The 14,917-nt window shown below is 68.1% G+C and carries 12 protein-coding genes and 1 pseudogene; 7 read left to right on the top strand and 6 right to left on the bottom strand.

Annotated elements, in window-relative coordinates:
* Positions 1–113: 113 nt before the first annotated feature.
* The 4 genes and pseudogenes from DI276_RS53505 to DI276_RS37470 all read left to right on the top strand — a co-directional run.
* Positions 114–1,280: pseudogene (locus DI276_RS53505) on the top strand (S8 family serine peptidase); the annotation flags it as partial.
* A gap of 126 nt (positions 1,281–1,406) precedes the next feature.
* Positions 1,407–3,155, top strand: coding sequence for a molybdopterin-binding protein (locus DI276_RS52685; RefSeq protein ID WP_232837195.1), 1,749 nt, complete (start codon positions 1,407–1,409; stop codon positions 3,153–3,155).
* A 50-nt stretch (positions 3,156–3,205) separates the two neighbouring features.
* Positions 3,206–3,637, top strand: a complete 432-nt coding sequence (locus DI276_RS37475) for a MarR family winged helix-turn-helix transcriptional regulator (protein ID WP_332874736.1) — start codon at positions 3,206–3,208, stop codon at positions 3,635–3,637.
* Positions 3,638–3,644: 7 nt separating this feature from the next.
* Entirely contained in the window at positions 3,645–3,989 is a 345-nt protein-coding gene (locus DI276_RS37470; protein ID WP_112272634.1) for an MmcQ/YjbR family DNA-binding protein, read from the top strand.
* Here the strand turns inward: DI276_RS37470 and DI276_RS37465 are convergent.
* Positions 3,986–4,366, bottom strand: a complete 381-nt coding sequence (locus DI276_RS37465) for a VOC family protein (RefSeq protein WP_112272632.1) — start codon at positions 4,364–4,366, stop codon at positions 3,986–3,988. The two genes, DI276_RS37470 and DI276_RS37465, sit on opposite strands and share 4 nt — an antisense overlap.
* Before the next feature lie 56 nt (positions 4,367–4,422).
* Between DI276_RS37465 and DI276_RS37460 the strand changes: the two genes are divergently transcribed.
* Positions 4,423–4,821 (top strand): VOC family protein, encoded by a 399-nt coding sequence (locus DI276_RS37460; protein WP_112273407.1) that lies wholly within the window; start codon positions 4,423–4,425, stop codon positions 4,819–4,821.
* On the opposite strand, the gene DI276_RS37455 is transcribed toward DI276_RS37460, so the two are convergent.
* From DI276_RS37455 to DI276_RS37445, 3 genes are all read right to left on the bottom strand, one after another.
* Complete coding sequence (locus DI276_RS37455; RefSeq protein WP_112272630.1) at positions 4,818–5,744, bottom strand: ABC transporter permease; 927 nt, start codon at positions 5,742–5,744, stop codon at positions 4,818–4,820. The two genes, DI276_RS37460 and DI276_RS37455, sit on opposite strands and share 4 nt — an antisense overlap.
* 256 nt (positions 5,745–6,000) lie before the next feature.
* Positions 6,001–6,210 (bottom strand): hypothetical protein, encoded by a 210-nt coding sequence (locus DI276_RS37450; RefSeq protein WP_157985185.1) that lies wholly within the window; start codon positions 6,208–6,210, stop codon positions 6,001–6,003.
* Positions 6,203–9,028 carry an alpha/beta fold hydrolase gene (locus DI276_RS37445; protein ID WP_112272626.1) on the bottom strand — a complete coding sequence of 942 codons (2,826 nt, stop codon included), beginning with the start codon at positions 9,026–9,028 and terminating at the stop codon, positions 6,203–6,205. Before DI276_RS37445 ends, DI276_RS37450 begins: the two co-directional genes overlap by 8 nt.
* Positions 9,029–9,385: 357 nt before the next feature.
* Here DI276_RS37445 and DI276_RS37440 point away from each other — a divergent pair, with 357 nt between their 5' ends.
* A complete protein-coding gene (locus DI276_RS37440; RefSeq protein WP_112272624.1) occupies positions 9,386–10,384 on the top strand; it encodes a TerC family protein in 999 nt (332 codons plus the stop codon).
* Here DI276_RS37440 and DI276_RS37435 read toward each other — a convergent pair whose 3' ends face one another.
* On the bottom strand, positions 10,385–11,587 hold the full coding sequence (locus DI276_RS37435) for a metal-dependent hydrolase family protein (RefSeq protein WP_112272622.1): 1,203 nt from the start codon (positions 11,585–11,587) through the stop codon (positions 10,385–10,387).
* Positions 11,588–11,676: 89 nt separating this feature from the next.
* Here DI276_RS37435 and DI276_RS37430 point away from each other — a divergent pair, with 89 nt between their 5' ends.
* Complete coding sequence (locus DI276_RS37430; RefSeq protein WP_112272620.1) at positions 11,677–13,539, top strand: S9 family peptidase; 1,863 nt, start codon at positions 11,677–11,679, stop codon at positions 13,537–13,539.
* Here DI276_RS37430 and DI276_RS37425 read toward each other — a convergent pair.
* Positions 13,529–14,887, bottom strand: coding sequence for an FAD-binding protein (locus DI276_RS37425; RefSeq protein WP_112272618.1), 1,359 nt, complete (start codon positions 14,885–14,887; stop codon positions 13,529–13,531). The genes DI276_RS37430 and DI276_RS37425 overlap by 11 nt on opposite strands.
* Positions 14,888–14,917 lie beyond the last annotated feature (30 nt).

The following is a 14,917-nucleotide window of genomic DNA, read 5'->3' as shown; positions in this document are numbered from 1 at the left end:
CTCCATCCTCGGCTGTAGGCCGGGTGGCGCTTGACGGCAAACGGTTTCCCGGCCACTGTCGATCTCGCGCACTCGCCGCTGCGCTGCCGGATCGGTTGCGGGCGGGAGGCTTCATGCTGCGCGGGGTGGCGATAGGTGCTGTGGTTGTCGCGTTCGCCGGGACTGTGCTGGTTCCCTTGGAGGCGGGTGCTGAGCGACTGCCGTCCCGCGGCCCGCGTCTGGCAGCTCCCAAGGTCGTCACGCTCGTGTCCGGGGATCGTGTTGCTGTGCAAGGGGATCAGGTCACGATCATGCCTGGACCTGGGCGTGACGGTGTGCTGTTTCATCAGCGGCGTACGGCCAAGGGGCATGTTCTCGTGGTGCCGGAGGATGCGGTGCCGTTGGTTCGCAACGGCAAGGTCGACAAGCGGTTGTTCGACGTCACCGGGCTCATTGAGCAAGGGAGGGACGACGGCAGCCGGGACACGTTGCCGTTGATCGTTGATCGCACCGCTCAAGCGCCCGCCAAGAGTGCGCTCGGGGGTGAGTGGGAGGGCATCAAGAGCGATCCCGGGATCGGGAAGGTGTGGCTCGACGGGCGGCTCCGGTTGTTGGATGCGGAGAGTTTTGCGCAGGTTGGGGCGCCGAAGGCGTGGGAGTTAGGGCTTGGCGGGCGTGGGGTCGTGGTGGCCGTGCTGGATGGCGGGTACGACCCCGAGCATCCGGATTTGCGCGGGAAGGTGTTGGAGGCCAAGGACTTCACCGGTAGTGGGGTGAAGGACACGTTCGGGCACGGGACGCATGTTGCGGCGACTGTTGTTGGTGATGGGGAGTTTGGGGGTGTTGCCAAGGATGCGCGGTTGCTCGTCGGGAAGGTGTGTGAGGAGGACACCTGTGACGAGTCGGCGGTCTTGGCGGCTATGGAGTGGGCTGCGCCGCGGGCTGGGGTGGTCAACCTCAGTCTTGGCGGTTTGGCGAGTGACGGCACGGATCCCCTGTCTCTTGCCGTTGATCGTCTTTCCGAGCAGCACGGGACGTTGTTCGTTGTTGCGGCGGGCAATGAGGGGGAGATTGGGTCGGTTGGCAGTCCGGCTGCGGCTGGGGCGGCGTTGGCTGCGGGGAGTGTCAGCAAGGCTGATCGGCTGAGCCGGGTTTCCAGTCGGGGGCCTCGGGTTGGGGATTTTGCCGTCAAGCCTGATCTGGTGGCTCCTGCGCCGCACGTTGCTGGGGCGGCGGCGTTGGTCAAGCAGGCGCATCCCGAGTGGTCTGGCAAGGAGTTGAAGGCTGCGCTCACTGGGGCGGCTCGGTCGGTTGGGCGGGGTGTGTACGAGGAGGGGAGCGGGCGGCTGGATGTGGCCAAGGCGGTGGCGAACGTTGTTGTGCCTGCTGTGTCCAGCTTGAGTTTTGGGGTGTTGAGATTTCCGCACGTGCAGTTGCCGCCGATCACCAAGAAGGTGATCTACCGGAACGTTTCGGCGGAAGACGTCACGGTGCCGGTGAGTGTGGATCATGCGGCGGTCGCGGTGGGGGACTCGCGGATCACGGTTCCTGGTAATGGGAGTGCTGAGGTTGCGGTTGCGTTGGATCCGGCGAAGGTTGCGGTCGGGTCCGGCGGGGCGCGGGTTGTGGTGGGGGACAGCGTCGTTGCGGTCGGGTTCACGGCTGAGCCGGAGATGTACGAGTTGGCGGTGACTGTCGTCGGGCGGGACGGGAGGCCGGCCGATGCCGAGGTCAGTGCGTTGGAGCTCGGCAGCGGGGACAGCGTGGACTTTGAGCGGCCGGTTGACGGGGTGACGAAGCTGCGGTTGGTCAAGGGCAGCTACTCCGTCGACGTGTTGGTGCGCGGGGATCGCGAGTACACGTGGGCGAGTACCGGGAAGATCAGTTTGGATCGGGCCACTGCCGTGACTGTTGATGCGCGGCAAGGGAAAGAGGTCGGGGTGCGGCTTGATCGGCAGGTCGCGCGCAAGTATCTCGGGGTGGACGCGGTTTATCAGGCCGGCGGCGGCCGGGTGCAGACCGGGGTGTCCACGCGGTCGCAGGATCGGGTGTTCGCGGTGCCGGTCGAGGCTGATGCCGGGTACTTCAACTTCGGGACGTTCCAGATCTGGGGTGAGGGCGGGCACGAGTACTTCGTGGCGTCGCCGCACGCGGGTGGGATTCCGGTTGTGCTGACGCCGAGGGTTCGGGATCGGGAGCTTTACGAGGAGAAGGTGCGGTATCGGGCGCAGGGGGCGCCGGCGATCGGGTCGCGGTCGTCCACGCCGTTTTACGTGAAGGGGCAGAGCGTCACGTTCGGGGTCGTGTTCGACCTGCCGATTCCGCAGCGGCGGGTCGAGCATTTCACCGGGCGGCCGGACGTCAAGTGGGTCATGGACTTCTTTCAGCGGCCGCAGTCGCAGCCCGGTCTCGGGTTCGACGGGCACATCAGTGCTGGGCGGCCGGTGTTCGTGGCTGGGGAGCGTGCTGAGCGGTCGTGGAACAGCGTTGTGGTGACCACCGATCTGAACCTGCGCGGCTTCCACGGGCTGGTGCGGTATCCGAACAACGGCGGGTACGTGCAGCATTGGCCGTTCGCACCAGGTGAGCCGAACGCGTCGGACGAGCTCGTGTTCGGTGGGCCGTACGTCACGGCGCGGACGAAGTTGTCCACTGTGGACGGTAAGGTGCTCGCGGACAACCAGGGGGTGTGGGCGAACTTCCGGGACCTGCCGGAGGCGCCGACGCGGTACGTGCTGGACGTGGAGGCGCAGCGCAGCCCCAAGTGGACGCCGTTCGCGCCCAAGGTGGCTACCCGCTTCACGTTCGGTTCCGCCAAGACGGACGCGCAGGTCTACCTGCCGGTGCCGACGTTGCGGATCAGCGGGCCGTTCGACGACCTCAACCGCGCGCCGGCGGGGTGTGCGGTGTTCCCGTTGGACATCAGCGTCACGCCGCAAGCCGGGTCGGCCGGTGCGGCGGCGGTGCGGAGCGTGGCGGTGCAGGCGTCGGTGGACGACGGGGCGACCTGGCGGAGCGTGCCGGTGGTGGGGGCGAAGGCGCGGTGGAAGGCGCTCGTCAGGCATCCGGACGGGGTCGAGTTCGTGTCGCTCAAAGTGAAGGCGGTGGATGCGGCGGGTAACTCCGTGGAGCAGATGACCATGCGCGCCTACGGCGTAAATCGCCCTCTGGGGTGAGATGTCGGCTGACACCTTTCGTCAGGGCGCAGAACGGACATGATCGCCCGGTGGATGTGGACTCCCACCTCGCCGCGGTGGAGCAGGCGCTGATCGCGATGCGGCGCAGTCAGTCACGCCGAGCACTTGCCGAACTGGCCGTACCGGCGTTCGACGTGCTCGACGTCGTGGAGACAGCCGAGCGGACCGGCACGCAGGCGACGGTGTCCAGTGTGGCGTCGGCGTTGCACGTGGATCAGCCGCGGGCCAGCAAACTCGTCACGAGCGCGGTCGATGCCGGGCTGGTGTCGCGGGTTGCGGACAAGGCGGACGGGCGGCGCGTGCTGCTCGTCCGCACGCCGCGGGGACGTGCGACGTCGGCCGAGCTGCACCGGGCGCGGCAGGCGGCGTGCGCGACGGCCATGGCCGACTGGAGTGATGAGGAGCGCGTGGTGTTCGCGGAGTTGCTCACACGTTTCGTCGCGGTCTTCGGCGCGCGATAATCCTGTTGTGACACTGGACGATCTGATCGCCTACTGCGCGGGGAAGCCGGGCGCGGAGGAGACGTATCCGTGGGGCGACGCCGAGCTGGTGTGCAAGGTGGGAGGCAAGGCGTTCGCGTTCATCGGCCTCGACGAGCACACCGTGGGGCTCAAGTGCGGGGCGGACGCCGAGGCCGCCGCGCCGTGGCGGGAGCGCTTCCCCTACGACATCACGGTGAGCGGCTACGTGGGGCGCTACGGCTGGAACACCATCGCGCTCAAGGGATCGGTGCCCGACGACGACCTGCTGGAGCTGGTGGACAGTTCCTACGAGGCCGTCGTCGCGCGGTTGCCGAAGAAGAAGCGCCCTTAGCCTTCTTCTGGCTGCAGGATGCCGAAGATGTTGCCTTCGGTGTCCTTGTAGTAGGCGAGCAGGCCGACGCCGGGCATCTTGTCCTTGGGCAGCGCCACCGTGCCGCCGTTGACGTCGATGGCCGCGATGGTGGCGTCGATGTCGACGACGCTGATCGTCATGACGAAGCCGTGGACGGGTGCGTCGGGCGCGGGGTCGGGACCCTGGCGGGGCAGCAGTCCGCCGTTGACGCCGGGCTGGTCGTCGTCGCCGGTGGTGATGACCCAGTAGGGCGCGTCGCCCCACTGCTCGATCTTCCAGCCGAAGACGGAGGAGTAGAAGCGCCGCGCGCGATCGGGATCTGCGGCGTGGATCTCGAAGTGCACAGGACGTGACATGAGACGGCACGCTACTCCGGACAGTGGTTGTCCGCATTGGCTTCTACGGTGGCCACATGGCTACCGAAATCCAGGTTTCGTTCGACGCGGCGGACCCCGGCAAGCTGGCTGAGTTCTGGGCGGAGGCGCTCGGTTACGTGGTGCAGCCGCCGCCTCCCGGCTTCGACTCGTGGGAGGCGTTCGCCAAGGCGAACAACATTCCGCCGGACAGGTGGAACGACTACTCGGCGATCATCGATCCAGACGGCAAGGGCCCGCGGTTCTTCTTCCAGCGCGTGCCGGAGGGCAAGACGGCCAAGAACCGCGTCCACCTCGACGTGAACGCGGGTCTCGAGGCCGTTGATCGGCTCGTTGCCCGTGGTGCGACCAAGGTCCAGGAGTTCGACCAGGGGCCGATGGGCCACTGGGTCGTCATGCTCGACCCTGAAGGCAACGAGTTCTGCATCCAGGCCTAGCTGGTGACGTCCTTCGTCTTGAACCGGCGCGCCGCGAGCAACGTGAAGATGCCGCCGTAGACGAGCGCGGAGAACGTGCCGCGGGTCATCTCCGACCAGTCCACATCGGTCGAGAGCAGATCGGCCCACGACATCGCGTAGTGCGTCGGCAGGTAGTTGCGCAGGTCCCCGAGCGGCTCGATCTGGTCGAGGATCTGCGACAGGATCGAGACGAGCACCGTGCCGCCGACCGCACCGAGCGGCGCGTCGGTGGACACGGACAGGAACAGCGCCAGCCCCGCGACCCAGAACAGGTTGATCGCGATGTAGCAGACCGCGAGCGCGACGCCGAGCACGCCGTCGGCGAACGGCGCCGCCTCGCCGGTCGGGCTCACGACCTCGCCCGCGCCGTACCAGACGACGCCCACCGCCAGCGCCACCGCCGGCAGCAGCGCCAGGGCGAAGAAGCTGAGGATGCCGCTGCTGATGGCTTTCTGGCGCAGCAGGCGGTGTCGCGGGATCGGCGCGGCCAGCAGGTACTTCAGGCTCGACCACGACGCTTCGGACGCGATCGTGTCGCCGAAGAACAGCGCCACGATCATCGGCAGCAGGAAGCTGCCGCTCACGAACAGCGTGAGCACCACGAAGTTGATGCCGGACGCCGTGGCCAGGTCGACGAAGCCGCCGCTGCGCCGGTTCGGGTCGGACTGACCGATCTCGAAGCTCAGGGCGAGGATGAACGGCAGCAGCACCAGGAAGCCCAGCACGAGCTGGGTCCTCCTGCGGCGGATCTGGCGTTGCAGCTCGACGCTGATTCGCAGCGTTCTGCGCGCCTTGTAGCCGACGGCCGACCCGTCCGGGGCCACCTCGGTGTGCTGGTGGGCGGCGGCGTCGGTGAGCTCGGTGATCGCGCCGGGGTCGGTGTGGACGTCGTGCTCGTTCACCGGTTCACCTCCTGCCGGGTGGGTGCCTTGGTGCGGTTCGGGTTGGCGGTGAGGACGGTTTTCGCCGTGAGCGAAGCGCTGGCGTGAACGGTCCGTTCGCGACGCTGCCCGGCCGAAACTGTCGGTGCCGGCTGGGAGAATGAATCCTGGGGTCCCCCTTGCCCGGTGGGTGGCGTGTGCTCACTCGGAGAGGGGACGCCTGCGAGAGCCTGCTCTGCGTTCACGGCGTCACCGGTGCACCGCGCGTTTCCTGCGTTCACCGGTTCACCTCCTGCCGGGTGGGTGCCTTCGTGCGGTTCGGGTTGGCGGTGAGCTTCCCGCCGAAAATGTCGGTGCTGGCTGGGATAATTGAGTCAAGGGGACCCCCTTCGCCGACGAGCGATGTGCGCTCGCTCGACGAGGGGACCTCTGCCTCGGCCTGGGCGTCCGCCGTTGCGGACGCCGCTGCCATCAGGAAGTCATTCACCGACCAGCTCCAAGAACGCGTCTTCCAACCTGCGTCGCGGGCCCGCCTGGTCCACCGCCACACCGGCCGCCACGAGAGCGGACAGCGCTGCGGCGCGCGGGACGCCGTTCATCGACGCGTGCACGGCGTCCTCGTCCTCGTGCACGTCGTGCACGCCTTCGAGGTTCCGCAGGACATCGGCTGCCTTCGAGGGGGAGTCGACGCGGAACGTCGCCTCGCCGCCTCCCGCCGCGATGTCGGCCACCTCGCCCGCGGCGACGAGCTGGCCCTTGTGCATCACGACCACGTGCGAACAGGTCTGCTCCACCTCGGCCAGCAGGTGCGACGACACCAGCACCGTGCGGCCGGCCGCTGCGTAGCGGCGCAGGACCTCGCGCATCTGGTGGATCTGGGGCGGGTCGAGGCCGTTGGTCGGTTCGTCCAGGATCAGCAGGTCCGGGAGGCCGAGCATCGCCTGGGCGATCGCGAGGCGCTGCCGCATGCCCTGGCTGTACGTGCGGACGCGGCGGTGCACCGCGTCGCCCAGGCCTGCGATCTCCAGGGCCTCCTCGACGTGGGCTTCCTCCAGCGGACGACCGGTGGCCGCCCAGTACAGGCGCAGGTTCGCCGCGCCGGAGAGGTGCGGCAGGAAGCCGGAACCCTCGACGAACGAGCCGATGCGCGACAGCACGGGCGCGCCGGGCGTCACCTTGTGGCCGAAGACCCTGATGTGGCCGTCGGACGGGTGGATCAGGCCCATCACCATGCGCAGCGTCGTGGTCTTGCCGGCGCCGTTGGGGCCCAGCAAACCGAGCACCTGGCCGTGCTCCACGCGGAACGACAGGTCCTTCACCGCGGTCAGGCCGCCGGGGTACGACTTGGTCAGACCGGAGATCACCAGCGGCACGTCCGCCAAAGAAGGATCCGAGTCGTGCGCCAGGCGGCGGCGGAACATCGCGATGACACCGGCGCCGATGAGCACCAGCAGCGCGATCACGATGCCCCACAGCGCGGACACCGGGAAGCCGGTCGTCACGTTGCGGCCGGGCACGACGGGCACCGACAGAGAGTCGGACGCCAGCGAGATCCGGTACGCGGCGGGCTGTTCGGCGTTCGCGAACGCCTGGTCCGTCGTCGAGACGACCAGAGCCAGCTTGTGCTCGCTCTCGACGGGACGAACGGCCGGAGGCAGCGTCACGGTCACCTCGGCAGCGGAACCGTCCGGCGGCAGCGCCACGCGGAACGGTGCGACCGCCGAGCCCGGCAGCACCCGCGTGCCGTCCCCGGAAACGTCGTAGAGCTTCGCGAACAGGATCGCCTCGCCGGACGACTGGTCACCACGGGCAACCCGCAGGCGGACGGTGGAAGAACCGGTCAGCAGCAGCTGCGAGTCCAGCGCGTCCGACGTGAAGACAGCGGCCTGGCCCGGCAGGTCGATCGACAGCCGCGACGAGATCGCCGACGAGCGCGACAAAGCGGAACCGAGGCCCGGCAGATTGCTGATCGCCGCCGGGTTGCCGCCCGCCGGGTTCACCGCGACCTGCTCGCGTCCGCTCAGCTTCACCGTCTTGCGCTCAACGGACGACCCGGAAAGTCCGGGGTACGAGGGCGCGACGACCGTGCGCAGCGAAGGGGTGCCGGACGAGCGGAACGCGCCCTGCACGGTGTACTCGAAGCCGGTGCCGGGGTCGGTTCCCTTGCCCTGCAGGTGGAACGCCATCCAGTCGGCGATCTCGCCGCGCAACGACGTGCCGGGGTTGCCGCCGTCGTGGCCGCCCGCGTACCAGACCATCTTCACCTTGCCGCCGGCCTCGGTGATCTGCCGCGCGGTCGCGTCCGACTGGTCGAGACCGAACAGCGTGTCCTGCTCGCCCTGCACCAGCATCGTCGGCTGCTTGATCTGGTTGGTCACCGCGACCGGGGACGACTTGCGCAGCAGCTCAAGCGTTTGCTGCGACGCGCGGCCCGTCGTGGCGACCTCCGTGTAGGCGGCGCACACCTCGGGGGTGAAGCGGCCGCACGCGCCCAACGAAGGCGTCGGCGGCTGGCCCGCAGCCCCGGAGTTGCCACCCGGCTGCTGAGCGGGTTGCTGAGACTCGGTCTGGCCCATCTCCGGCGCCTCGCCCGTGGGCGACGACAGGTCGATCGACGTCATGCCCGCCGAGAAGAAGATGCCCGCCCACGAACGCTTGAAGACGCCGTCCTCGCCGAACGCGGTGGCGGCCGGCGTGGCGTCCGCGCGCGGGGTCGCCAGCGCGGAGTTCGGCAGCAGCGACTGCGCGAGGTCGTTGTAGGTGATGACGGGGACGACGGTGTCGACGCGCTTGTCGACGCCGGCGAGCAGCAACGAGAGAGCGCCGCCGTACGACGCGCCCGTCACGCCGACGCGGGGGTCGCCGCCGGTGTCCTTCTGCACCTCGTTGCGGGTGCCGAGGAAGTCGAGCAGCTTCTGGGCGTCGCGGACCTCGCGGTCGAGCGAGTTCAGCGCGATCTGGCCGGTGCTGCGGCCGAAACCGCGGGCGGACCACGTCAGGACCACGAAGCCGCGCCGGGCGAACTCCTCGGCCTGGGTGTGCACGCTGCGGAGGCTGCCGCCGAAACCGTGCGCGAGCATGATCGCGGGCGCGGGCGTCTGCTGGGGGAGGTAAAGACGCGTCTCGATCGTCACCGTCTGAGTGCTGTCGGGGCGCTCAGGTGCGTCGATGTTCGCTTCTTTGAAGGGAACGGCCACGGGGTCGTCCCCGGATCGAGTGAAGTACACGCCACCTGCGACAAGGGCGAGGACAACGATCAATGCCGGGATCGTCCACCTGCCGCGAAGGCGGGAGAGGCGGGACACAGTGAAAACGATATGCGAGTTTTGCTGAGAGTGACCTGTCAGGATCGCGGTCCTGGTCTCAGCAAGAGTCGATCTTCAGCCGAGCTTCAGGTAGCGACTGTTACAACCCGAACGACACGCTCCGTATTCCCGTTGCACCAGGTTGCGTGGGTCTGCTCACCCTGTGTGGCGCTAACCGCCCTTCGTAGAGCACAATATTCACGCAGGATGGAGGGGAGTACTCCCTAAGCGGCGGTGTCGTCAATACGGAGCTCGGCGTGGAGCTTCCGGTGCCGTCGGTCGTTCGAGAGATCATCTCAACGGCGGAGGAGACCTCCGGGTCATTTGGCGTGCGCTGATTATCCCGGAGGTTGGGTTGTGAACGTCCCCGCATGGATGTGGATCGCGACGATCGTAGGTCTGCTCGTTCTGCTCGCCGTCGACCTCGTCATCGTCGATCGAAAACCCCATGAGGTGACGATCGGTGAAGCCGCCCGCTGGGTGACCTTCTACGTGGCGATGGCCGCCCTCTTCGGGCTCGGCATCTGGTACTTCTCCGGTGGTCAGTACGCCACGGAGTTCTTCGCCGGGTACATCACCGAGTACTCGCTGAGCGTCGACAACCTCTTCATCTTCTTGATCATCATGACGACGTTCAAGGTGCCCGCGATCCACCAGCACAAGGTGCTGCTGATCGGCATCCTGCTCGCCCTCGTCATGCGCGGCATCTTCATCGCGCTCGGCGCGGCCCTCATCGCGCAGTTCAGCTGGGTGTTCTTCATCTTCGGCGCGTTCCTCATCTACACCGGCTGGCAGCTGGCGCGGGAGAACCACGACGAGGAAGAGGAGTACAAGGAGAACCTGATGCTGCGCATGGTGCGCAAGGTTTTCCCGGTGACGCCCGACTTCCACGGCTCCAAGTCGTTCATCAAGATCGACGGCAGGCGCTTCGTGACCCCGATGTTCATCGTGATGGTCGCGATCGGCTCCACCGACCTGCTCTTCGCGCTCGACTCGATCCCCGCGATCTTCGGCCTCACCAAGGAGCCGTTCCTGGTGTTCACGGCCAACGCGTTCGCGCTGATGGGTCTGCGCCAGCTGTACTTCCTGCTCGGTGGCCTGCTGGCGAAGCTGGTCTACCTCTCGATCGGCCTCTCGGTGATCCTCGGCTTCATCGGCGTGAAGCTGATCCTGGAAGCGCTGCACACGAACAGCCTGTGGTTCCTCAACGGCGGCGAGCCGTTCCACGTGCCGACCATCGGCATCGAGGTCTCGCTGTCGGTGATCGTCGGCGTGCTGGCGATCACGACGATCGCCAGCCTCCTCAAGGTGCGGCGCGACCCGGACTCCGCGAAGCACGTGGGCGCCAACCACTAGCTACATCACGGAGACGCCGTTCTGGTAGACGGCGCGGATGGCCTGCTTCAGCGTTCCGGCCTTCACGTGCTGCTCGGCGTCACCCTCCACGAGCACGAGATCGGCGAGCTTGCCAGTGGCGAGCTCGCCGAGCTCGTTTCCGAGCCGCATCAGCTCGGCGGCCGACGTGGTGGTCGCGTAGATCGCCTCGGCTGGCGTCATGCCGTACTCGACCATCAGCGTGAGCTCGTTGAGGTTGTCGCCGTGCGGCCCGACGCCGGAGTCGGTGCCCATCGCGATCTTCACGCCCGCCTGGTACGCCCTCTGGAACGCCTGGAAGTGCTGCGAGACAACGGATTTCGCCTTCTCGAGGATCACGTCCGAGATCGCCACGCCCGCCGCGGCCTGGTCGAGCACCATCCGCGGTGCCATCAGCGTCGGGACGAGCCAAGTGCCGTTCTTGAGCATCTCCTCGACGCCCTCGTCGGTGAGGAACACGCCGTGCTCGATGGACCGGACACCGTTGCGCACCGCGGTGAGGATGCCGTCGCCGCTCATCGCGTGCGACATGACCGCGATGCCCGCCGCGTTCGCCTCCTGCACGATCATCGCGATCTCCTCGTCGCGGAAGTGCGCGTGCCGAGGATTGCTGCGCGGTGACATCACGCCGCCGCTGGACGCGATCTTGATGATGTCGGCGCCGTGGCGGACGAGCGTGCGGATGACCTTGCGCAGCTCCTCGGGACCGTCGGCGACGGTGTTCGGCAGGCCGGGGTGCAGCGGCGGCGAGATGTGCGCGCCGCACTGCATCCAGTCGTCGTTGTGGCCGCCGGTCTGCGAGACCATGTTGACCGCGATCTGCATGCGCGGCCCCTGCACCAGGCCGCGTCGCACGGCCTCCGCGACGCCGAGGTCGGCGCCGAGCGCGTCACGGACCGTCGTGATGCCGCACTCGAGCGTGGCTTTCATGTTGCCGATCGCCTCGTAGAACGGCAGCGAGAACGGCGTGTTCAGCGACCGCACCAGGTCGGCGCCGCTGAACATGAAGTGCACGTGGCAGTCGAACAGCCCTGGCAGGACCGTGTGGCCGGTCGCGTCGACCACGACGTCGCCGTCGAGTCCGATGCCCACGTCGACGATGCGGTCGCCCTCGACCACCACGTCGCCGGGCTCGGTCGTCGAGCCGGTGAAGACCCTGCCCCCAGAGAACACGATGCGCGTCATAAGCGGAAATCTAAGCGGTGAGTCAATTTCTGTGATCCGTCAACAAACAACTCTGAGCGTTGCTAACAAGCTCTGTTAACGTCCTGCTCGTGCGCCCCGAAGACCTGCCGCTGCTCACCACGCCCGGAACCGTCGCCGTGTCCGGGGACCTGGTGCTGGTCAGCATCGCCACGCCCGATCTCGACTCGAACACCTACCGGGGTGGTCTGCACCGGGTCTTCCCGGACGGCACCACAACACCGTGGACACACGGTGATCGTGACAATGCGCAGCGCATTTCCCCGGATGGTCGTTCGGTCGCGTTCTTGCGGGTTTCCGGCAAGAAGTCCAAGCCGCAGCTCTACGTCGCCCCGGTGGACGGCGGCGAGCCGCGCCGGCTGACCGACCTGCCGCTCGGCGCCGGTGCCCCGGTGTGGTCGCCGGACTCGTCGCGGATCGCGTTCGTGGCCCGCGTGCCGGAGGCCGGCCGCTACGGCACGACCGACGACGGTCCCGAGGCCGAGGCGCCGCGCCGCATCACGCGCCTGGACTACCGCGTCGACGACGTCGGCTTCCTCGCCGACCGCCGGCCGCGGCTGCACGTCGTGGACCTGTCCGGCTCGGTCTCCGAGGTGACCGACGGGTCGTTCGACGTCTCCGACCCGGCGTGGCTCAACGACTCGACGCTGGTGTTCGTGGCGCCGCGCGACCTCGGCGCGGTCGAGACCCTGCACTCCTCGCTCTACACGGTTCCTGCTGCCGGTGGCGAAGTTTCGCTGCTCGTGCGCGGTGCCGGCGAGGTTTCGATGCCGTTCGTGGCCGGGTCCTTCCTGTACTGGCTGGGCACCGACTTCACCGGGATCGACGCGGTGGCGCGCAACCACGGTCTGTGGCGGTCGCCGCTCGACGGTTCTGCCGCCGTTCGGCTCACCGATGTGGAAACCGTTGACGTGGAACGGCTTTCCGGTCAGCCGGTGGCGGATGCGGACGGTGTGCTGCTCGTCGTGCGCAACCGTGGCGCGTTGGAGCTGCAGCGGATTCCGTTCGACGGTGGGCCTGGCGAGGTGCTCCTCGGTGGTTCTGTCGCGGTCAAGTCGTTCGCCGCGGACGGGTCCTCGATCGTGGCTGTCGTGTCCACTCCGGACAGTCCTGGTCAGGTTCTCTTCGTCGAGACCGGTGTGCGCACGGACTTTTCGTCGGTGCCGACGCGCCAGGTGGTTGAGCTCAACGGCTCCGCGTCCGACGGCTACCCGGTGCACGGCTGGTTGGTGTTGCCCGAGGGTGACGGTCCGCATCCCGTGGTCCTGGCCGTGCACGGCGGGCCGTTCATGTACCACAGCTGGGGTTTCTTCGACGAGGCCCAGGTTTACGCGTCGGCTGGTTACGCCGTCGTGCTGCCGAACCCGCGCGGCTCTGCGGGTTATGGCCAGGCCCATGGTCAGGCGGTCATCGGCAAGTTCGGCACGGTCGACGTCGACGACGTGCTGTCCGTTTTGGACGTTGCGCTTGCTCGTCCTGAGTGCGACTCCGAGCGCGTCGGCGTGATGGGTGGCTCCTACGGCGGCTTCATGACGTCGTGGCTGTCCGCGCACCACGGCGAGCGTTTCCGCGCCGCCTGGAGCGAGCGCGCCGTCAACGCGTGGGACTCGTTCTCGGGCTCCTCGGACATCGGCTACTTCTTCGCTGACGCCTACTGCGGCACCGATCCCGAAGCCCAGCGCGCGATGTCACCGCTGACCTACGTGGAGAAGATCAACCTGCCGTTCGCCGTCGTGCACTCCGAGCAGGACTGGCGTTGCCCGCTTGAGCAGGCCCAGCGCATGTTCGTTGCGTTGAAACGGCGTGGCGTCGAAGCGGAGATGCTGATCTTCCCGGGCGAGGGCCACGAGCTGACCCGCACCGGCCAGCCGCGGCACCGCAAGCAGCGCTTCGACGCGGTGCTGGAGTGGTGGGGCCGCTACCTCAAGGCCTGACCAGCTCCGGAGCAATTGCTTCGAGGAGATCCCCGCGCGGAGGTCCCGAGCGTGTGCGGCTGAGCCCTGCCCAGATCCGTTCGATGCGGTCGTGCAGGTCGCTGTCGTCGTCGAAGACCTCGGTCCGGTCGAGCAGCCCGATGCGCCGAACGGTCCGGCGCAGCACGAGGTCGTCGTGCGGCGCCGCGGCCAGCGCCGTCCCGAAGGCGAACAGGGGATAGCAGCCGTCGCGGCGGCTGACGTCGACCGGCGTGCCGCTCCAAGCTTCCGTGCGTGCCGCGTCGGTCTTCACGGCTGCGGCGTGGCGCTCGCGGGCCTCCGGACCAACATCGGCGAGGTAGGCCTCGGTGAGGTCCTCCGGCGTGGTGTGCCTAGCGCTGGCGTTCGCGAGCGCCTGCGCGTGCACCAGCGCGAACGACAGCCCGTAGGCGAACGCAGGATCGGTGTGGCACAACGCATCGCCGACGGGCACAAGCCCCGGCACGCCTTTGGTGCGGTCGATGTTGGCCAGGCCGCCCATGGGCATCACGTCGGTGATGGGCCGGGCGTGGTCCGGTGAGGTCATCTGGTTCAGCGGCGTGATGGCTCTGGCCGCCGCCATCCACGCCTGGTTGTCCTTCAGCGCCCGCAGCTCGTGGTCCGCGCTGGGCACCAGCAGGATCACCGCGAAGGTGCGGTTGTCTCCGCGGAAGGTGTTGAACCCCATGTACCCGAGGTCGCCGCGCGGGTTGAGCAACCACGGCCCGGTGAGGTGCTCGGCGCCGTCGGCGAGCGCGAAGTAGCGGCAGTAGTAGATCGCGCCGCACTCGCTCGGTTCGGCTTTGGCGCGCGGCCAGTTCGGTGGGCAGCGGTACCTTCCCAGCGCGTCCACGACGACGTCGGCGGCTATCGCCTCCTCGTTGTCGAGGAGCAGCCCGCCGTGGCCGGGCATCAGACCGGTGACGTGCCTGCCTGCGAGCAGCTCGACGCCGGGCTCGGCCGCTGCGGCGCGGCGTAGTGCCCATTCGATCACCGGCCGCCGCACCCAGAGGTAGACCAGATCCTCGTCGCCAGGTTGCCGTTCGCCCGACAGCTTCGCGGCTATGTCCTGCTCCTCGGCGCCGACGTCGAGCAACGTGTCGACGACGTCCGGCGCGAGGCTGCGCAGGACCTGGCGGCCGCGCGGCAGGAAGGTGTGGGGCTGCTGGAAGTGCGGGATGCCTCTCCGGGCCACGTCGAAGGCGCCTTCTGGGCTGTCCTGGGCTGTCACCGGGTCGCGTTCGACCACGACTGCTTGGTGGCCGGCGCGTGCCACTGCCAGGCCGACAGCCAGCCCGGCTGCACCGCCCCCGGCGATCGCGAAGCGCACCCGTTCAGGCTAGGCGGGCGGCCGATCGGC

Source organism: Lentzea terrae (assembly GCF_003265345.1).
Classification (GTDB): Bacteria; Actinomycetota; Actinomycetes; order Mycobacteriales; family Pseudonocardiaceae; genus Lentzea; species Lentzea terrae.
Note: the sequence above shows the minus strand (reverse complement) of the source record. Positions and strands in the feature narration are given on the sequence as shown.

Coding starts and splice junctions, on each gene's coding strand:
- DI276_RS37465 (WP_112272632.1), bottom strand. CDS start 4,366: ATGTCACGTCCTGTGCACTTCGAGATCCACGCCGCAGATCCCGATCGC.
- DI276_RS37460 (WP_112273407.1), top strand. CDS start 4,423: ATGGCTACCGAAATCCAGGTTTCGTTCGACGCGGCGGACCCCGGCAAG.
- DI276_RS37435 (WP_112272622.1), bottom strand. CDS start 11,587: ATGACGCGCATCGTGTTCTCTGGGGGCAGGGTCTTCACCGGCTCGACG.